General features: G+C 55.4%; 15 protein-coding genes and 1 pseudogene. 13 read left to right on the top strand and 3 right to left on the bottom strand.

From position 1 onward, the window contains the following. Positions 1-87 precede the first annotated feature (87 nt). On the top strand, positions 88-468 hold the full coding sequence (gene kapB / locus ACESLM_RS04470; RefSeq protein ID WP_372630174.1) for a kinase-associated lipoprotein KapB: 381 nt from the start codon (positions 88-90) through the stop codon (positions 466-468). Positions 469-657: 189 nt separating this feature from the next. After that, complete coding sequence (locus ACESLM_RS04465; RefSeq protein ID WP_372630173.1) at positions 658-2,931, top strand: Ig-like domain-containing protein; 2,274 nt, start codon at positions 658-660, stop codon at positions 2,929-2,931. 278 nt (positions 2,932-3,209) lie between these two features. Here ACESLM_RS04465 and ACESLM_RS04460 read toward each other — a convergent pair whose 3' ends face one another. Continuing rightward, positions 3,210-4,481 carry an SGNH/GDSL hydrolase family protein gene (locus ACESLM_RS04460; protein ID WP_372630172.1) on the bottom strand — a complete coding sequence of 424 codons (1,272 nt, stop codon included), beginning with the start codon at positions 4,479-4,481 and terminating at the stop codon, positions 3,210-3,212. 289 nt (positions 4,482-4,770) lie between these two features. Here ACESLM_RS04460 and gltB point away from each other — a divergent pair, with 289 nt between their 5' ends. Beyond that, entirely contained in the window at positions 4,771-9,375 is a 4,605-nt protein-coding gene (gltB, locus tag ACESLM_RS04455) for a glutamate synthase large subunit (protein ID WP_372630171.1), read from the top strand. Between the two features lie 844 nt (positions 9,376-10,219). Here gltB and ACESLM_RS04450 read toward each other — a convergent pair. Then, entirely contained in the window at positions 10,220-10,591 is a 372-nt protein-coding gene (locus ACESLM_RS04450) for a helix-turn-helix domain-containing protein (RefSeq protein WP_094042093.1), read from the bottom strand. 241 nt (positions 10,592-10,832) lie between these two features. Between ACESLM_RS04450 and ACESLM_RS04445 the strand changes: the two genes are divergently transcribed. From ACESLM_RS04445 to ACESLM_RS04425, 5 genes are all read left to right on the top strand, one after another. Further along, positions 10,833-11,291 carry a hypothetical protein gene (locus ACESLM_RS04445; RefSeq protein WP_372630170.1) on the top strand — a complete coding sequence of 153 codons (459 nt, stop codon included), beginning with the start codon at positions 10,833-10,835 and terminating at the stop codon, positions 11,289-11,291. A gap of 16 nt (positions 11,292-11,307) precedes the next feature. Continuing rightward, positions 11,308-12,396, top strand: coding sequence for an LCP family glycopolymer transferase (locus ACESLM_RS04440; protein WP_372630169.1), 1,089 nt, complete (start codon positions 11,308-11,310; stop codon positions 12,394-12,396). Positions 12,397-12,418: 22 nt separating this feature from the next. Continuing rightward, positions 12,419-12,571, top strand: coding sequence for a hypothetical protein (locus tag ACESLM_RS04435; protein ID WP_158223560.1), 153 nt, complete (start codon positions 12,419-12,421; stop codon positions 12,569-12,571). A gap of 122 nt (positions 12,572-12,693) precedes the next feature. Continuing rightward, a complete protein-coding gene (locus ACESLM_RS04430; protein ID WP_372630168.1) occupies positions 12,694-13,620 on the top strand; it encodes an ABC transporter ATP-binding protein in 927 nt (308 codons plus the stop codon). Further along, positions 13,613-14,398 (top strand): ABC transporter permease, encoded by a 786-nt coding sequence (locus tag ACESLM_RS04425; protein ID WP_372630167.1) that lies wholly within the window; start codon positions 13,613-13,615, stop codon positions 14,396-14,398. The genes ACESLM_RS04430 and ACESLM_RS04425 overlap by 8 nt, the downstream gene beginning before the upstream one ends. Before the next feature lie 91 nt (positions 14,399-14,489). On the opposite strand, the gene ACESLM_RS04420 is transcribed toward ACESLM_RS04425, so the two are convergent. Then, positions 14,490-15,452 carry a GNAT family N-acetyltransferase gene (locus tag ACESLM_RS04420; RefSeq protein WP_372630166.1) on the bottom strand — a complete coding sequence of 321 codons (963 nt, stop codon included), beginning with the start codon at positions 15,450-15,452 and terminating at the stop codon, positions 14,490-14,492. 216 nt (positions 15,453-15,668) lie between these two features. On the opposite strand from ACESLM_RS04420, the gene ACESLM_RS04415 reads away from it, so the two are divergent. From ACESLM_RS04415 to ACESLM_RS04395, 5 genes and pseudogenes are all read left to right on the top strand, one after another. Next, complete coding sequence (locus tag ACESLM_RS04415; RefSeq protein ID WP_372630165.1) at positions 15,669-16,805, top strand: glycosyl hydrolase; 1,137 nt, start codon at positions 15,669-15,671, stop codon at positions 16,803-16,805. Between the two features lie 92 nt (positions 16,806-16,897). After that, positions 16,898-17,656 carry a WecB/TagA/CpsF family glycosyltransferase gene (locus ACESLM_RS04410; RefSeq protein ID WP_372630164.1) on the top strand — a complete coding sequence of 253 codons (759 nt, stop codon included), beginning with the start codon at positions 16,898-16,900 and terminating at the stop codon, positions 17,654-17,656. A 198-nt stretch (positions 17,657-17,854) separates the two neighbouring features. Next, entirely contained in the window at positions 17,855-18,517 is a 663-nt protein-coding gene (locus tag ACESLM_RS04405) for a sugar transferase (RefSeq protein ID WP_372630163.1), read from the top strand. Positions 18,518-18,549: 32 nt separating this feature from the next. After that, complete coding sequence (locus ACESLM_RS04400; protein ID WP_372630162.1) at positions 18,550-19,524, top strand: UDP-glucuronic acid decarboxylase family protein; 975 nt, start codon at positions 18,550-18,552, stop codon at positions 19,522-19,524. An 11-nt stretch (positions 19,525-19,535) separates the two neighbouring features. Next, positions 19,536-20,137: pseudogene (locus tag ACESLM_RS04395) on the top strand (UDP-glucose dehydrogenase family protein); the annotation flags it as partial.

Genomic DNA, 20,137 nt, shown 5'->3' with positions numbered 1-20,137 from the left:
CTTTTCCTACTACCATATTACGCTGAAGCGGGACGAGGAACAAGTGGTACAATAAGAAGAAACTTGTCGAATGGGAGGATGGCCACAATGAAAGAGGCGGAAGCCGGCAATGAAATCGTGAAAATCAGCTATAAAACGGGGGACTACATCGGAGAGATCATCGATCGGGACGATCGGAGGGCGCTCGTCAAAGTTCTCGCGGTGCTGCAGCACCCGACCCAGGGCGATCTGCACAGCTCCTACGACCCCGACGCCCCGATCTTCCACGAACGCAGGGCGCTAGCCTACACGGAGAAGGTATGGGTGCCTCTGGCGACCGTAAAACCCTATACGGGAACGATTCCGGACTATCGCGAGTCGCTGCGGGCGGCGCTCGACGGCGAGCAGGAGAGGATCGACCGGCTGAAGAGATGGGCCGAGCGGTGCCTGGGCAATCTGGAGACTTTGCGCAAGGATTACGGAATGTAAAGCGGCCGGAGATTCCGGCAGCCGTAGCAAACGGCAAGCCGTCTTTATAGGCAAATTGGCCTAAAGACGGCTTTTTGTGCGTGAAAAAAGAGGGGAATTTCCGTTTCCATCTTCAGGAACAGGTTCGAAAAGCCGTTATAGAGGTAGAGTGTTCAAAACGAATGATGCTTATGGAGGATCCGCTTACAAATGAAAATGTGGAGCAATGCAGCGAAACATCGAATCATGCCGTCACGTCCCCAAGTCATTTATAATCGTATTCTCGCTATGTTTCTTGCGGTCGCGCTGGTCGGAGGCTCGTTCGGCGGCGTAGCCGCGGCGGCTGACGACGTCGTTAATTCCGTCTACATCACCACTTCCGTGCAGGAGCCGGGCCGGCTTTACGTGGACGACAACTCGATTCACTTGACCGCGTACGCGAGTATGTCCATATCCGGGGAGAAGAACGTGACCGAGGACGCGACCTGGTCGTCCACCTCCTCGTCCGTCAAGGTGTCCAAGGGCGTCGTAACCGCAACGGGTCCCGTCTCTTCGGCCACCATTACGGTGAGGTACAAGGAGAGGACGGCCGCGTTCGTCGTTACGGCCGAGCACTATTTCAACGAGCTCAGACTGAAGCTGGAAGGGGCCGACGCTCCTGAGAAGAAGGACGTCGAGCTCGGCGAGGAGCTTCAATTAAACGTCTCGGGCACCCGGAGCAGCGGTTCGTTCGAAGACGTTACGTCGACGGCGCAGTGGACGACTTCAGACGCCAACGTGGCGACGGTCGAGAAGGGCAAAGTCAAGCTCGTCTCCGCCGGCGAAGTCAAGATTACGGCCAAGAGCAAGGGGAAGACGGACTCGATCGAGCTGAAGGTTAAATCTCCTTATAAGGAAATCAAGTTCAGGACCGAAGCAGGAGTTACGCTGCAAGGTCCGGTTGAAATGTACATCGGCGGACCCGAGCAATCGCTGGTCGCCGTAGCGACGCTGAACTCGGGAACGGAGCAGACGGTTACGAGCGATGCGACGTGGACGAGCAGCAATGCCGCCGTCGTTACGGTCGATGAAGACGGCAAGCTGAAGGCCGTCGGCAAAGGCACGGCCGTCATTACGGCGAAGCACAACGGAGCTTCCGGAACCATAACGGTTATCGTGAAGACGCAGTACGAAGCGCTGAAAATTTCTCCGAACAATTCGATTTACGTCACGCTGTTTGGCTCGAAAGTGGAGCTGACGGCTGCCGCCAATAGCGGCAAGCTGGAGAATGGTCCGGTTGACGTTACGAGCCTCGTGGAGTGGAAGATTTCCGACACCGATCAGGCGGTCGCGGTCATCCGGAAGGAAAACGGCAAAGTATACGTACAGCCAAACGGAACGGGCTCCGCGACGATCAACGTGTCTTACTTGGGCTTGTCCAAGTCGGTCTCCGTGACGGTGTTCCCGACGATCGAATCGGTTAAAGCCGACAAAACGGAGATGGACGTGTACGTAGAAGACGATGGCAATCTCCCGGGACTGACCGGAACGACGGTCGCCGAAGAGACGAAGGACGTCACCAAGCTGGCTCAATGGACTTCCAGCAACACGGACGTCGTTTCGATCGAGGACGGCAAGTGGAAGGCGGAAGGTCCGGGCAAGGCCGTGCTGACGGCCAGAATCGAGAGCGTCGAAGGGAAATACATCGAAGCGACGGTTACCGTTACGGTACACAATAAAATATTGGCGCTGATCGCCGAGCAGGAGACGATTAGCGTCGTCATCGGCAAGGAAGTCGATCTGCCGAAAGTCAGGCTGATTTACGAGAACGGCGACGAAGTGTCGAGCGAAGAGATCGCCCAGAAGATCGAGTGGAAGTCGTCGACGCCGAACCTGCTCGTCAAGCCGACTTCGATGAAGGGTCTGCTCGCCGCCAACGCGACGCTGACCGGAACGTACTTGAACAAAACGGTCAAAGTCAAAGTGACGGTGGAAGAAGAGTTTACTTCGTTCGAGATCACGCCTGCCAAAGTCAGCGTCACGTTGAACAAGTCGAAGTCGATCAAAGTCGTCGGCACGACGAAAAGCGGCAAGCAGGTGAATGTGAGCTCCAGAGTTTCCTGGGTTGCGTCGAACGCGGAGCATGTATCGATCAAGGGCGCATCCGTGAAAGGCTTGACCGAAGGCAGCGGCAAGCTGACGGCGAACGTACAGGGCAAAACGCTGGAGGTTCCTTACGACGTGACGGCCAAGCTGACGAAGCTGACCGCTTCGGATACGTCGTTCAAAGCGGCCGTGGTAGGCAATCAGCTTAGCGTACAGCTTACCGCGTTGTACGAGAACGGCAAAACCGAGAACGTAACGACGAAGGCGGTGTGGACGACTTCCAAAGCGTCCGTGGCGACCGTCGTAGACGGCAAGATCACGGTCAAAGGCAAAGGCACGGCCTCGATCAAAGGCGCCTTCGGAGGCAAGACGGTCACGATTCGCGTCACGGCGAAATAGTGAGAATACAGAAAAGGCTGTCCCATAAGTAGAAACATACAAGATTATCGATGAAAAAAAGAAGGGCATCTATCTCCTGGAGCCTGCCTCATACGGTCCTGAAATCACCTTGTAACGGGTTAACCGTTCCCATTTCAGGATCGTATAGCAGCGGAAGGAGATAGATGCCTATTTCCATGCATCCATCGATAATCGTTCGTACGGCTCTGTTTACTTATGGAACAGCCCTTTTTTTGCGAAGATCGTTCGGAATGATGGGCATGCTAAACGTTGAAGAATCAGGAATTAATGAAGACGGTCATGATCGACTTGCGGAATACGACTTGATAGTCCAGGCTGTCGCTGACGACGGCAAGCGGAACGTAGGTTTTGACGTTTTTGCCGTCTTGCTCGAAGTAGGCCGGCGTTGGAATCTGGCGGGCGACCCCGTCGACGTAGACCGTATTCGAACCGATCGTGACGACGACTTCCTTGCCGTTCTTCTTGAAGGTAGCGCTCTTCGCCGCTTGGTTCCATTTCAACTCGGCGCCGACCGCGTTCGAGACGTCCCTGAGCGCGAGGAAAGTCGTTCCTTTGATCAAGACGGGCTTGCTCGGCGGCTCCTTGCCGTTGATGACGACGGACAGCTCGACGCCCTCCGCTCTCGGATCGGGTTTGCGATAGCCGTCGCTCCAGATCTTGTCCGCGAACGCCTGCGCGATCGCTTCGTATCCGGGTTGCTTGGGGTGGATGTCCCATTTGTCCCATAAGTTGAAATACGTATAGGCGCTTTCGTTGCCGGCGAACTTTCCGGAGACGTGAGCGATCTTCAGCGGAATGCCGCGCTTGGTCATCTCTTCGGCGAATAAGTCCAAAGCTTGGGAGAGCACTTTGACCTTGTCCAGAAGCAGCGGATAAAGCTCGTGTCCCTTGAACAGCGGCAAATATTGATCGGCGAGGACGATGCGGGCGTTCGGCGCCAATTCGTGCAAGCGAGTCGCCATTTTATCCAAATCTTTTGTATAATCATTCATTCTAATCTCGAAGCTGTCCTGTATAATTTGACGTGCAGACTCGGTAGAGCTGTCAGCCGCCATTTTGATGAGCGAGCTGAAGTCGTTGCCTCCGATCGTCAGGACGACGAGGTCGGCTTGGGCAAGATCGGCCGCCAGCTCCCGTGTCCTTTTGGCGACGCCATCAGCCATGACGACGACTCTGGGGTCGAAGGACGAGAAGTCCTGCAAGTCGGACGCCTGAAGCGGTTGGCCGTTCGCGGCGCCTTGAAGCAGATTCGCAAGTCCGGGAGTCGTCAGCCCCAGAATGGCGTAGTTGGTCAGCGCCGAGCTTGTCCGGAACAAGGACTGTTCGAGCAGGCGATCTGCATAGCCATAGGGTGCCGTCGTCCCGTTTTTGATTTCTTCGATCGGTTCGTACCCGGCGCTGACGGAATCGCCCAATACGACGATTCGATAGCTTGCCGGAGCGGCCGCTGAGGCCGACGAGAGGGCGGTTGTCAGCAGAACGACAGCCGAGATCGTCATCATGAATGCGCGACGCAATGAGAGCGACATGGTCGAATCTTCCTCCTTTGGAGTCGTCCGCGAAGCTGCCCGAAGGCATAACAACGCTTATCGACTTCATAAAAATATTAAATTGCCATTCGTTTCGCGGGGGTGGTAAAATAATTTAACCATTCATGACGATGCCGCCGCCCGATCGAAATTCCGCCGAGACGACCCACGACTTTCAAACCCCGCTAACGCCCGCTGCTCCTTCCTTTACCTATATTAGGTGAAAAGGGACGGGATTTGAAGCCGTTTTGCATATTTTCCTACACTGTCCACAGAAAGGTTGATATACATGGTAGAGATGCGTAAAGGTCTTCCCGTCAAACAGGGAATGTACGATCCGCAGTTCGAGAAGGACGCATGCGGAATGGGATTTGTCGCCCATATCAAAGGCAAGAAGTCGCATGAGATCGTGGAGCAGGCGCTGACGCTGCTATTCAATATGGAACACCGCGGCGGCCAGGGCAGCGAGCCCAGCACCGGAGACGGAGCCGGCATTCTGCTGCAGATCCCGCACGGATTCTTCAAGGCGGAGACGGCGAAGCTCGGTCTTTCCTTGCCGGAAGAAGGCCAATATGCGGTAGCGATGACGTTCCTTCCGGAAGACGAGGGCGTTCGCCGCAATCACGAGGAAATCTTTGCGAGGATCGTGGAAGAGGAAGGCCAGACGTTGATCGGCTGGCGCACTGTGCCTACGAACGACGAACCGCTCGGCGAATCCTCCAGGAAAGTTAAGCCGTTCGTTCGTCAAGCGTTCATCGCACGCTCGGCCGCGTTGACAGACGATCTGGCGTTCGAACGCAAGCTGTACGTCATCCGTAAGCGCGCGGAGCTGGCGATTCGCTATGCGGACATCCCGGGGTCCGATATGTTTTACTTCCCGAGCTTCTCGAGCAAGAAGATCGTATATAAAGGAATGCTTACGACGGAGCAGGTCGGCCTGTTCTATCCGGAACTGCACGATCCGCGTCTGGAGACGGCGATGGCGCTCGTACACTCGCGCTTCAGCACGAACACGTTCCCGAGCTGGGAACGCGCCCATCCGTTCAACTATTTGATCCACAACGGCGAGATCAACACGCTGCGCGGCAACATCAACTGGATGCATGCGCGGCAGACGCTGTTCCAGACCGAACTGTTCGGGGACGATCTGGAGAAGATCAAGCCGATCATCGCTCCGGACGGCTCGGACACGGCGATGTTCGACAATACGTTCGAATTCATGTACTTGGCCGGACGCTCGATGGCTCACGCCGCGATGATGATGGTGCCGGAGCCGTGGCAGAACGACGAACATATGGACGAAGAGAAGAGAGCTTTCTACGAATATCACGCGTGCCTGATGGAGCCTTGGGACGGACCGGCTGCCGTAGGCTTCACGGACGGCGTGCAGATCGGGGCCATCCTGGACCGCAACGGCTTGCGCCCGGCGCGCTATTACGTGACGAAAGACGACTTGATGGTGCTGGCTTCGGAAGCCGGCGTCATCGAGATTCCGCAAGAGGATATCGTGCTGAAGGACCGGCTGCGTCCGGGGCGGATATTGCTCGTCGATACGAAGGAAGGACGCATTATCTCCGATGAGGAAGTGAAGCGTTCGATCGTCACTCAGCATCCTTACCGGGAATGGTTGAACGACCATTTGGTCGACCTCGAGGACTTGCCGGAAGCGCCTGAACTGCCCGAGCCGGATCATGAGACGGTTCAGTTGCGTCAGCAAGCGTTCGGGTACTCGTTCGAGGACGTCCGCAAAGTGATGGAGCCGATGGCGCTGACCGGAGTGGAGCCGCTTGCCTCCATGGGCTACGACTCTCCGCTGGCCGTGCTGTCCGAGAAGCCGCAAAGGCTGTTCAACTACTTCAAGCAGTTGTTCGCGCAAGTGACGAACCCGCCGATCGACGCGATTCGCGAGGAAATCGTAACTTCCACTTATACGACGGTAGGTCCGGAGCGCAACCTGCTGAATCCGGAGCCGGAGAGCTGCCGCCATATCCGACTGTATACGCCGGTTCTCTCGAACGAAGAGTTCGCGAAGCTGCGGCACGTGCATCGTCCGGGCTTCAAGTCGATTACGCTGCCGATCTTCTTCTCGCCGCAGGACGGCGAACAGGGATTGCGCGACGCGCTTAAGCTGCTGTGCGACGCGGCCGATCGCGTCATCTCGAGAGGGCACAACATTCTGATTCTGTCCGACAAAGGCGTCGACGCCGACAACGCGCCGATTCCGTCGCTGCTGGCCGTATCGGCGCTGCACCACCACCTGATCCGCCAAGGCACGCGGACGAAGGTGAGCATTCTGCTCGAGTCCGGAGAACCGCGCGAAGTTCATCACTTTGCGTTATTGGTCGGCTACGGCGTCAGCGCGGTGAATCCTTATCTGGCGTTCGAGACGCTCGACGACTTGATTCGTCAAGGCATGATCCGCAACATCTCGCACGAGAAAGCGGTCAAAAACTTCATTAAAGCAGCAACCAAGGGCGTCGTAAAAGTGTTGTCCAAAATGGGCATCTCCACGATCCAGTCTTACCGCGGCGCTCAAATCTTCGAAGCGGTCGGCTTGAACACGGAAGTGATCGAACAGTACTTCACCGGCACGGCGTCCCGCATTCAGGGCATCGGTCTGGACGTCATTACGAAGGAAGCGTTAGCGGCGCACAACCGCGCGTTCTCGGCGCAGGAAGGCGCCGAGCGCGAGCTCGATTCGGGCGGAGATTACCAGTGGCGCAAGGGCGGAGAGGATCATCTGTTCAATCCGCAGACGATTCATACGCTGCAGATGGCGACCCGTACGGGCAATTACGATACGTATAAAAAGTATTCCGCCCTCGTTCAGGGAGAGTACGAAGAAGTGCGCACGCTGCGTTCGCTGCTGCAATTCAACTTCGATCAGCCTCCGGTGCCGATCGAAGAGGTCGAGCCGGTCGAGTCGATCTTCAAGCGGTTCAAGACCGGAGCGATGTCGTTCGGCTCGATCAGCAAGGAAGCGCACGAGGCGCTGGCCATTGCGATGAACCGGATCGGCGGCAAGTCGAATTCCGGGGAGGGCGGCGAAGATCCGGCCCGCTACGTGCCGGACGCGAACGGCGATTCCCGCCGCAGCGCGATCAAGCAAGTCGCCTCCGGACGCTTCGGCGTTACGAGCTACTATCTGTCCAACGCGGAAGAGATCCAGATCAAGATGGCGCAAGGAGCCAAGCCGGGCGAAGGCGGACAATTGATGGGCCGCAAAGTCTATCCTTGGGTCGCGGAAGTTCGGGGCACGACTCCGGGCGTCGGGCTGATCTCCCCTCCGCCTCATCACGACATCTATTCGATCGAGGACTTGGCGGAGCTGATTCACGATCTGAAGAACGCCAACCCTCGGGCGCGCATTAACGTCAAGCTCGTCTCCGAGGTCGGCGTGGGCACGATTGCCGCCGGCGTGGCCAAAGGGCGCGCGGACGTCATTCTCGTCTCCGGCTACGACGGAGGAACGGGAGCTTCGCCGATCGGATCGATCCGCCATGCGGGTCTGCCGTGGGAGCTAGGCCTGGCGGAGACGCACCAGACGCTGATTCTGAACAATCTGCGCGACCGCGTCGTCGTCGAGACCGACGGCAAAATGATGACCGGACGCGATATCGCGATCGCCGCGCTGCTCGGCGCGGAGGAGTACGGCTTCTCGACCGCTCCGCTCGTCGTGCTCGGCTGCGTCATGATGCGCGTCTGCCAGCTTGACACTTGCCCGGTCGGCGTCGCGACGCAAAATCCGGAGCTGCGCAAGAAGTTTATGGGCGACGCGGATTACGTGGTCAACTTCATGAAATTCCTGGCGCAGGAATTCCGCGAAATTATGGCCGAACTCGGCTTCCGTACCGTCGAAGAGATGGTCGGACGGGTCGACCGTCTGGATACGAAGCTGGCGATCAAGCATTTCAAGACGCAGGGCATCGACTTGACGCCGCTCCTGTACATGCCGGAATTGCCGGAAGGCTCGTTCCGCTTCAATGCCAAAGCGCAGAATCATCTGCTGGAAGAATCGCTCGATCTTCAATCGCTCCTGGCCGCCGCCGCGCCGGCGCTGGAGAGCGGAGAGCGGGTATCCGGAACGTTCCCGATCAAGAATACGAACCGCGTCGTCGGCACGATCGTCGGATCGGAAGTGACGAGCCGGTACGGGAAGAACGGGCTGCCGGAGGACACGATCAAGTTCCATTTCGTCGGAACGGCGGGGCAGAGCTTCGGGGCGTTTATCCCGCAAGGAATGACGCTGACGCTTGAGGGCGATTCCAACGACTACGTCGGCAAGGGACTGTCCGGCGGGAAAATCGCCATCTATCCGTCCTCTAAGGCTGCGTTCAAGGCGGAGGACAACGTCATTATCGGAAATACCGCGTTCTACGGAGCGACGAGCGGGGAAGCGTACATTCGCGGAGCCGCGGGCGAGCGGTTCGCCGTGCGCAACAGCGGCGTCAACGTCGTCGTGGAAGGCGTGGGCGATCATGGCTGCGAATATATGACCGGAGGACGGGTTGTCGTGCTCGGGAAGACGGGACGCAACTTCGCTGCGGGAATGTCCGGCGGTATCGCCTACGTGATCGATTGGGACGGCGAATTCACGAGGCGCTGCAACTTCGAGATGATCGGCTTGGAGACTCTCGAGGACAAGGACGAGATCGCGGAGGTCCGTTCGATGATCGCCAAGCACGTTCAATACACGAACAGCGATCTTGGTCGCCGCGTGCTCGAAGATTGGGACGGATTCGTCGGCAAGTTCGTCAAGGTCATTCCGAAGGACTACAAACGGATGATGGAACAGATCGCCAAGGTGAAAGCCCAGGGCTTGAGCGGAGAGCAGGCGATGCTGGCGGCTTTCGAAGCCAACATGCGCGACCTGTCCCGCGTCGGGGGCAACTAATTGAATGAAAAGAAGACCTCAAGCTCCATTATTAGTGGAAGGAGAGGTCTTCTTTTTCTTCAAATTCCTAGGCTATCAAGTCTCAGATGAATTCTTGGAATGAGGTAATTATTTTTCTAGGCAGCGCCGAGGCACTTTTTTGGCCTTAGCCTCGCAGCATGGGAAGCGCGGAGGCACTTTTTTGGCCTTAGTCCCGCAGCTTGGGCAGCGCCGAGGCACTTTCTTGGCCTTAGCCGCGCTCCTGGAGTAGCGCGGAGGCACTTTCTTGGCCTTAGCCGTGCGCTTGGAGTAGCGCCGAGGCACTTTTTTGGCCTTGACCCCGCAGCTTGGCTTGCGCGTCACCTTGACGGCATGGTATGGAAGATTGTTCCGAAAATAATCCACGAAGCCTCCGTGAATGCGCAGGTATTTTGGATTAATTTGGTCCTACAAGGATATTTGAAAAGGAAAACCGGAATTGCACGGAGGAAGCACGGAATTCGACAAAACTTCTAATTAAAAAAGTTAGGAATGCTTACATTGGTCGACACCCTCCGCAAGTCCTATATCCTATACTAGGATTAGTTTTGCAATCCGGGATCGAAGAGAGGGTATGGGAGCGGAGATGGAGAGAGGATTACCGATGGAACGAAGCGTTAGCAAGCAGCCATTGGAAGTTGACATCCGCAAGATTCTGGAGCAATTGGGCATACATAAGGAGAAGTGGCCGGAGGAATTCGTGACCGCGAATCGCCAGTCGTAGTTCTAACTTACCTTCATAGAAGCTACATTTGAAAAAAACCTCGGCATGAGGAGGATGACGAAGCGCATCCTTCAGCGAGGTTTTTTTGTATTTTAAATAGTATTATCCGTTCATATTGCGTTCCGCCCGCACGAAAGCGATGAAGCGTCGCGCTTCATCGGCGGTCAGCTTGCGTCCGTCGATCGTTAGAGCGAAATGATCCAACAGCTGTTCGTCCGACAGTTCAAGCTCGTCGGCGAATTGACGTACCTCGGGATCCAGAGTCGTCTGGGGGTGAGGCGTCCTTCCCACCAGATAGTCGATGGAGACCTGGAACAGATCCGCGATTTTGCCTAGCGTCTCGGTATCGGGTTCTCTGCGGCTTTTCTCGTAGTGGGACAGCGCCGCGCGCGAGATGCCCAGGGAAGCAGCAAGTTCTTCTTGAGTTAAACCGCGTTGATCTCTTAGAAAGGCGAGACGACTGCCAATATTCATCAGATCCCTCCCAGGATGTTCTTTGATTTCATCATAATATGGAACCTGTCCATTTGCATCAAATGAGACAAAATGTCGCATTAAGAACTATTCTATTTTATTATTTACCAAGCCGAATTGCAAATAAACGCAGGAATCTAGCGGTGTTTTATTAATTTATTATTGACTTGATACGAATCGTATCGTAAAGTATAGCCATCGTTAAGTTACAATTCGTATCAATCGGGAGATCGGTAAAGCGATGAACGAACAGATTGCCGTGAATAGACGCGCGCATATCCGATTCAGGCCGCAAACGCCCGTATACGTGGAATTAACGTTGTGGCAGGTGCGGGACAGGGAGCTGAGAAGTCGCGCGCAGCGCGTATTGCTTCGGGATATCGGGTTAGGGGGCTGCAGCTTCGCCACCAACCTGAGATTGCCCGTTCGGGACGACGTGGAATGGATGGTCGAAGTGCAGCTCGGCCATTACGCCGCGAAACCGAGAATCGTTCTGCTGCATGGCGGAGAAGAGGACGGGTTGTTCTTCTACGGCGGGCAGTGGAAAATGACGGGACTGGAGCGGCAAGCCTTCCAATATCGATTCGACGAATACGTTCGGTTGATGCTGTCGGCCAGTCCGCACATTCATACGCTGTACAAAAAGGTAACCGACCGCCGGGACGATGGGGAGTTCAAGCGTCTCGACGTGACTTCTTAGAGATGGAGAGGGGATCGTGAAGGTGAAGCGGGCTACGATCGTTAAGATGGTTATATATGCAGTTGCGGTTCTATTGCTCATCGGAATCGGGGCCGGCGGATACGTCTGGGTATCCGCACAACGGACGATGAACGCTATGTATGAGCCGCTTCCGTCCACCGAGTGGGTGGATCCGGTGTTCGAGGCGGAAGAGGAGACGAAAAGTCCGGCGAACGCCGAGCCAAGCCCGGCAGAGAAAGAAGAGTCCGAGACGGAGAAGCCGGAAGCGCTTCCGGTCATTCCGGTGAAGGTCGTGGACCGCGATTCTTCGGAGCCGGCGAAGATCGCCGAAGAGGACATAGCCCGGTTAAGAAATCCAAAAACGGCGGATAAGGAGCCGTTCGCCATGCTGCTGCTGGGGGTGGACGAGCGTCCTTGGGACCGGGGCCGAAGCGATACGATGATTCTGCTTACCGTTCAGCCGCGCAGCGGCAAAGCGGTCGCCCTGTCGATCCCGAGGGACACGAGGGTGCTGATGCCGAACTCGGGCAAGTACGACAAAATCAACCACGCCTACGCCTTCGGCGGCACGGCCTTGTCCGTCGAGGCGGTAGAGAGAGCTTTCGGAGTGCCGATCGCTTTCTATATGAAGACGAATATGGAAGGTCTGATCAGCATCGTCGATACGCTTGGAGGAGTCGACGTCAACAACGAGCGGGCTTTCCATTACGAGGGCTATTCTTTTCCGGCAGGCAGCCAGCATCTAAGCGGAGAAGAAGCGTTGGCCTACAGCCGAATGCGCAAGGAAGACCCCCAGGGAGATTTCGGCCGAACGCAGCGGCAAAGGCAGATCTTGTCCGGCGCGATCGATCGGGTAGCCGATGGGGGAACGGTAACGAAGCTTCCGAAGCTGCTGTCGCACTTGTCCGAATATGTGCGAACGAATCTCACCTCCGGAGAGATGATCGACTTGATCGTCAAATACCGGTCCGCGATAGCGAGCGTCGACACGATGTACTTGCAGGGAACAGGAAAGATGATCAACGGGATTTATTACTACACGATCACGCCGGAGGAACGCCGAAGAATTCAATCCGAGATGCTGAAGGGTTTGGAAGCGATCTAATAATGACGATGGAGGGCTGCAAATGAAAGATCAAGCCGTATTATTCTATTGCGTGAAATGCGAGCAGTTGAAGACGATGGAGCAAGCCGGGCTGTTGTTCCGAACCGGTTATTACCGCGCGCAATATCCGTTGGGCTGCTGCATTCATTGCAAGGTGATGGCGCGAACGGTATAACAACGGCCTAATCGGGGGCAGGCGCGGCGCGACATGAATTAAATTTACCTAAAGCTTCGGATTTGAAGGGGAATGTTGGTATAATAAATCTGGAACAAATTTACCATGTCGGAGGTTAGCGCATGTCACAGGCCCCTGTCGTCCGGCTGCAGAACGTGACCAAGGTCATCGGCAAACGGACGATCATCGACCGAGTGTCTTTCGAAGTTCGTCCGGGCGAAGTGTTCGGTTTCCTGGGTCCCAACGGTTCGGGCAAAACGACGACGATCCGGATGATCGTCGGGTTAATGGGATTAACCGCGGGAGATATTCACATCGCGGACCACAGCATCAAGACCGAGTATCCCCAAGCGATTGTCCATGTCGGCGCGATCGTGGAAAATCCCGAAATGTACAAGTTTTTGACCGGTTATCAGAATTTGCTTCACTATGCCCGCATGATTCCTTCCGTCACCGAGGAGAGAATTCAAGAGGTCATCGAATTGGTAGGGCTCCAAGGACGCATTCACGACAAGGTGAAGAAGTATTCTCTCGGCATGCGCCAGAGGCTCGGTGTCGCGCAAGCGATCATGCACAGGCCCAAGCTTCTCGTTTTGGACGAGCCGACGAACGGGCTCGATCCGGCGGGCATTCGCGAGCTAAGGGACTATTTGCGCAAATTGGCTCAAGACGAAGGAACGGCCGTGCTCGTCTCCTCGCATCTTCTGTCCGAGATGGAGCTGATGTGCGACCGGGTCGCGATTCTCCAGAAAGGCCAGATCATCGATATTCGTTCGATCAGAGGACAAGCAGCCGAAGGAGAGAACGTCGCGCTGGAGGAAGTGCAATTCGACGTCGACCATCCCGACGCCGCGCTTGGCATTCTGGAAGGTCAAGGAGACGGACGGATCGAGGGCGGCATCTTGACGTTGTCGTCCGACCGCAAGGGCATCGCGGTCGTGAATCGCAGATTGGTGGAGGCGGGAATCAACGTCTACGGAATCCGCGTGAAGACGAAGTCGTTGGAAGACCAATTCCTCGAAGTGACGGGAAGTGAAACCATTGGCTAACTTTATCAACCTGATTCTGAACGAGAATATGAAAATTTACCGTCGAATCCGCACTTGGATCATGTTCGGCTTTATCTTGCTCATTCCGCCGCTAGTGTCCTTGGCGATCTATCTGGCCGGGGGGGACGACATGTCCGGCTGGAGCATCATGATGACGGAGTCGTACATTCTCTACTCGCTCATTACCATATTCGCCGTCGTGGTGGCTGCCGACAGCGTCGCGGGCGAGTTTACGTGGGGAACGATCAAGCTCCTGCTGATCCGCCCCTGGAGCCGTTCGACGATTCTGCTGTCCAAATATTTGGCAACGCTGCTGTTCGCCTTGTTCTTCACGGCGGCGGCGTTCGTCGTGACGTTCCTGTCCAACTGGCTGATCTTCGGATTGGGCGATACGACGCTGTCCACGTCCGGGCTGTCCAATTGGGAGTATATCATCCGGTTCTACCTGTTCCAATTCATTACGCTCATCATGATCGTGACGTTCGGCTTCACGATGTCCTCGGCTTTCCGCAGCGGGGGACTGGCGATCGGCTTGTCGATCTCCTTCCTGTTCGCCGGCAATCTCATCACCGGCTTGTTCGCGCTCGCGAACAAAGGCTGGGTGAAGTACGTTCTGTTCATGCATCTCGACTTGACGAACTATATCGACGGGGGCACCGGGCCGATTCCGAACCATCCGACTACGCTCGGCTTCTCGCTCGCGGTTCTGGCGGTTTATTTCATCCTCTTCAACGCCGTCTCCTGGACGGTGTTCAAGAAGCGGGACGTGGCGGCTTAAGTTTCGGACGCCAAGAGCCTCACTCCTGTCGGATGCAGCAAGAGAGGGCTGTCCCGCAGCTGGCAAACCGCCGCGGGACAGCCCTCTTTCGTTATCGCAACAATCGGATTCCCTCTTTAACCAGAAGCGACCACTTCATCAGCTTTCCGTTCGTTTTGGAGATCTGCATGTAAGGCTTCTGTACGGCGCCGAAGCCCCGAAAGAAGCGGTCGATCGGTTCGAACATACTTCCGACGAAATCGAATTGCTTCCCCTGTCGCGAAGCCTCCCGGATAGCTTCCCACAAGAGCAGCGAACTCGCGCCGCTTGTCCGGAGCTGCGCGTCCGCCCCTCCCATCAAATAGTAGACCGTCTTGGCGTCCCATACGACATAGACCGCGCTATGCGCCTGACCCGTTTGATCGCGAGCAATCCATATTTTGCGGCATTGCCTCGACCGGCAGGCTTCGTCCAGCCGTTCGACCAATTCCACGGGGTACGGCGTGCTCATGAGCTGCCGGTCGAACGTTTTGCAATGAATGCCGTAAAACCTATGAATATCGTCTTCCTCGGTCACGATAAGCCTCTTCTCCGCTTTGCGAATTTCCCGACGGATATTTTCCCTGAAGCCGGCAAAGATCTCTCCGGGATCTCGCGTATTCTCGATAACGTACGTATAATCCGTGCTTTGTTTGAAGCCCTCCCAATGAAAAGGCATCCAGTTCGTCGTCGTCCAATGGAAATGCTGATAAAACAGATGGAAATCCGGTAGGTTATCGATAAGCTCCTTAAAGATCTCCTTCTCGTAGGAAAGTTTGGTCGTATACTTTTGGTTTTCCGGATACTTGATCCATACCCCCATGGACGGCGTCAGCTTCGGCATATGTATGACGTCAAACCTAATCTTTTTATAAAAGTAGTAGGGCAAGCTGGCCACGATTTCATGGTTCCGTTCCACGATGCTGACGTCCCAATTGTCGGAGCCTGCGGTAACGTCAAGCCACCAGTCCATGGAAAAGAGCGGAATCTCCCGTTCTTTCTTGCAGAGGTCGCGGTACTTGCTTTTGTCGTTCATCTCCAAATCTTCTCCCCGTCATCTCGATTAGTTCCGTGTAGTCTCGCTAGCTCGATTATATGATACATAATGTATCTGGTCAATTCGCTGGAATTGCCTAATTTTCGCATATTCTGTTTGAATTACGAAAGGGTCTATTGATTTTTTTTAGTTGACAAAGATACATATTGTATCATAATGTAAAAAAGCAGGAGCAGAGAAATCGGAGGAGCCGCTGTGAAGTTGAAGCTATTGTTGACGATGTTGCTGCTATACGGATTGCTAGGGTGCTATTTCGAGAGAAAATACGAAGCCTTGACGTCGAGTTCTTCCCCGCGGCCGCTGGAGGGCAAACGAAGCGGCTATACGGGAGATCCCCCGGTCAATCCCGACGCCTCGATTCAAGCCCGGCAGCTATTGGCCTATTTGAACGAGCTGTCCGGTTCTTATTCGGGAATGCTCACCGGTCAGCATAACTGGCTTGGCGCCTCGAGCGCCAACATCAGAGATCTGGTGCTGCCGATCTCGGAAGGCAAGTATCCCGCGATATCGAGCTTCGAGTTGGGAGCGATCGGGGGGCAGGACGACGCTATCGTCCATAATCACCGAACCGAAGCGATACGGGCGGCAAGAGCCTATTGGAGGGCCGGAGGCATTCCCTCATTTTCCTGGCATCAACAATTTCCGTTAACGGCGAACACATGGAACAACGTATGGAACGATTCGAACAAGGACGGATTTAAAACCCAAGAGGAGTTCGATCGGGTCGTTACTCCGGGAACGCCCGAGTATGCTTGGATGATGGCCGAATACGATAAAGTCGCGGAATATTTGAAAGTATTGAAGAAAGCCGGGGTACCCGTCTTGTTCAGGCCTTACCATGAAATGAACGGGTACTGGTTCTGGTGGGGCAAGAAGGAGAATTACGCCGCCCTTTGGAACATGATTTACGAACGTCTGGTCGAACACCACGGCCTGAATAACTTGCTATTCGTCTGGAATACGCACAGTCCAAGAAAGATCGACCCCGACATCGACGATTACCGTCTTTATTATCCCGGCACGGTGCTCCCCTCGGGCGTAATCGGCGGCGACGGCAGGGTGGACGTTCTTACCCACAATATTTATCATGGAGAATTTAGGCAGAGCCATCATGACGATCTATGGCTTTTCGGAGGCGGAAAGCCGATCGGTCTATCCGAGGTCGGCGGTCTTCCCGACATGGAGACGATGCGGCGAAGCCAGTTCCGGTATGCCTTCTCGATCGCTTGGGGGGAAAAGTATTGGTCCGAACAAAACGACGAGGATCGAAAACGGCAGTATTATTCCCATTCCTTCGCAATCACGAGGGACGAGGTTAAGCTTCCCCGCTAGTTTCTGCATGGCACGTTATCCCGCCGATCCCAAGGACGGCGTAAGCCGTTTATGCTTGGGTCGAAGCTTTCATAATACGAAAGGGTGAGGGGATGAAGATTCCGTCGTACGAGCTGCTCGGGATTAAGGTTCATGCGCTGAACGAGACGGAGCTTATGGCTTACGTTCAGGACTGCATACGAACGTCAAGCGAGACCAGGGTTATCGGCAACCACAACCTGCACAGCGTCTATCTGATGCATCATACCGCGGACATGCGCCGCTATTACGAAAGGGCGGATCTGATCCACATCGACGGGATGCCGATCATCTGGCTCGGCCGACTGTTCGGCTGCCGCTTGAATCGCTCCCACAGATTGACGAGCATGGACTGGCTTCCCCGGCTGTTCCGGGAATGCGAGGAACAAGGCCGGAAAATCTTCCTGCTCGGTTCGCGGCCCGGCGTTGCGGAGAAGGCGATCGAGCGCTTTCACGCGAGATTTCCCGGTTTGAGCTTGGCGGGACATCACGGATATTTCGATAAAACACCCGGCTCCGCCGACAATGAAAACGTCATCGATCTTATTCGAAGCTGGGAACCCGATCTAGTCTTGGTCGGCATGGGCATGCCCATCCAAGAAAATTGGATTCTTCAGAACGCGCACAGGCTCGGCGCGAAAGTCGTATGGAGCCTGGGAGCTTTCATGGATTATTATGCCGACGTCAAGCCGCTGCCTCCCCGCTGGATGGGCAGACTCGGACTGGAATGGCTGTACCGATTAGTGTCCGAACCGAGAAGACTGTGGAAGAGGTATGTCCTTGAACCGTGGTATATTCTGTTCCTCCTTATGAAAACCGTCATCAAGAGATAGCTTGGTTAAGCGAAACCGATGAGAGCGGATGCCTGGTTCAATGGGTATCCGCTCTTGTTGCGCGATCGTCATATGCGGGTTCAATCCTGGTTCGGCAAGAAGGAAGAATAATGATTGACAATGATACATATTGTGTCGTATTGTAGGATTCATAAGATAAAAAGATACATAACGTATCAGTGAAAGGCGGTATCAAGTTTGCCGACGTTAGAAGCTACACAATCGAAGATCGCGGAATCTGTATACGCCGGGCCACAGTCAAGCGCGGGGGCGATTCGCTCGCCTCGCGGATATTATGTCCAAATCGGGAAACCCTTCTTCGATTTCGGGTTCGCGCTGCTCTTGCTGATATTGCTTCTCCCGCTGGCTGCCGCGATCGCGATCGCGATCAAGCTGGATTCGCAAGGAACCGTCCTGTTCAGGCAGGAGAGATACGGTAAAAACGGCAAGGCGTTCCGTATATTCAAATTCCGAACGATGTATTCGCACGTTCCGAAGGAGGGACGCTCGCCGGACCGCAAAGACGATACGAGAGTGACCCGGGTCGGCCGCGTCCTGCGCCGCGCCAGCCTGGATGAAATTCCGCAGCTGCTGAACATCTTGCGCGGAGAGATGAGCTTTATCGGTCCGCGTCCGGAGCAGAAGTCGATCGTGGAGCAGTATTATACTCCTCTCGAAAAGCAGAGATTTATGGTGACTCCGGGTATTACCGGTCTCTGGCAAACGAGTCCGGACCGCTTGGCTCCGATCCATGAAAACCTGCATCACGATTATGAGTATATTCGCAATCTCTCCATCGGCCTGGACCTGAAAATCGTATACCGCACGTTCAAAGTGATGATTAAAAGCAATACGCATTGAACCCGTATAGACGAGAGGGAGAGAGGAAGACGATGAAAAAAATCGGCATTACTGGGGCGGCGGGATTTCTCGGCTCGCAATTGGCGAAGGAGCTCATCGCGCAAGGCCATCGCGTGATCGGACTGGACAATTTGTCGACGGGGAGGAAGAGCAATCTGGAGCTTCTCCTGAGCGTTCCTTCGTTCGCCTTTCTCGAACGAAACGCGGCTGACCGGCAGATCGTCGATTTGCCCGAGCTGGAGGGGGTTAACGAGATTTACCATCTGGCTTCTCCGGCGTCTCCCAAGTTCTATCAGGCCGCGCCGATCGAGACGATCTACGTCAATTCGATCGGAACGCAGAACATGCTGGAGCTCGCGAAGAAATATCGGGCCAAAATCCTGTATGCCAGCACAAGCGAAGCCTACGGAGATCCGGAAGTTCATCCTCAGCCGGAGGATTATCGAGGGAACGTGAACACTTGGGGGCCGCGCGCTTGTTACGACGAGGCCAAGCGGCTCGGGGAAGTGTTCTGCTACGAATATCACCGGCTGCACGGCGTTCAAGCGAAGGTGGCGCGGATCTTCAATACTTACGCCGCGGGATTGCGGAACGACGACGGCAGAGTGATCTCGAATTTCGTAACGCAGGCGCTGGCGGGAGAACCGATTACCGTATACGGCGATGGAAGTCAGACTCGATCGTTCTGCTACGCGGACGATACGCTTCGGGCCTTGCAGCTGATGATGGAGTCCGATTCGGCGACCGGGGAAATCGTCAACGTGGGCAATCCGCACGAATATTCGGTCCTTGAGGTGGCCCGGATGGTGAAGCGGCTGACGGGCTCGACGAGCGAGATTGTGTTTCGTCCGCTGCCTCAAGACGATCCTAGAGTCCGGAGGCCGGTTATCGATAAAGCGAAGAGACTGCTGAAATGGGAGCCGACGGTTTCGCTGGAGGAGGGATTGCTTCGGACGATCGAAGCTTACAGGCAGAGTCCGGCGCAGGCGGAAGCAACCATACGATAGGGGGAAGAAGCATGAACGTCGTTTGCATCGGTTCAGGGTATGTAGGTAGCGTAACGGGAGCGGCTTTCGCGGCGTTGGGGCATCGGACGACGCTGCTGGATATCGACGAACGCAGAATCGGACTGCTTTCCTCCGGAATAAGCCCGATCTACGAACCGGGCCTCGATCTTCTGTTGTCGGAATGTATAGGCAAGACGTTGTTTGCCTCCACCGACTACGCCACGGTCAGGAAGGCGGAGGTCGTGTTCATTGCCGTCGGGACGCCGTCCAGGCCGGACGGCACGGCGGAGCTCAGCAATATCAAGCTTGCCGCGGAAGGGATAGGCAAGCATCTGAATCCGGAAGGATTTACGGTCGTCGCCAATAAATCGACCGTTCCCGTCGGCACGGCGGATCTCGTATCCTCCATTATCGAAGAGCAATCGGGCCTTGTGCCCGGAATTCATTTCTCCGTCGTGAGCAATCCCGAGTTTCTAAGAGAGGGTTACGCTTTACAGGATGTCTTTTTTCCCGATCGCATCGTCCTCGGGTCCCGTCATGATAAAGCGAGCGAAGTGATGCGGCGTCTCTATCACAAATTGGTGCACCGCGTGAATTACGACGAGCTGTTCCG

This window comes from Cohnella sp., assembly GCF_041641335.1.
Classification (GTDB): domain Bacteria; phylum Bacillota; class Bacilli; order Paenibacillales; family Paenibacillaceae; genus Cohnella.
This window is presented reverse-complemented; position numbering and strand designations above follow the sequence as displayed.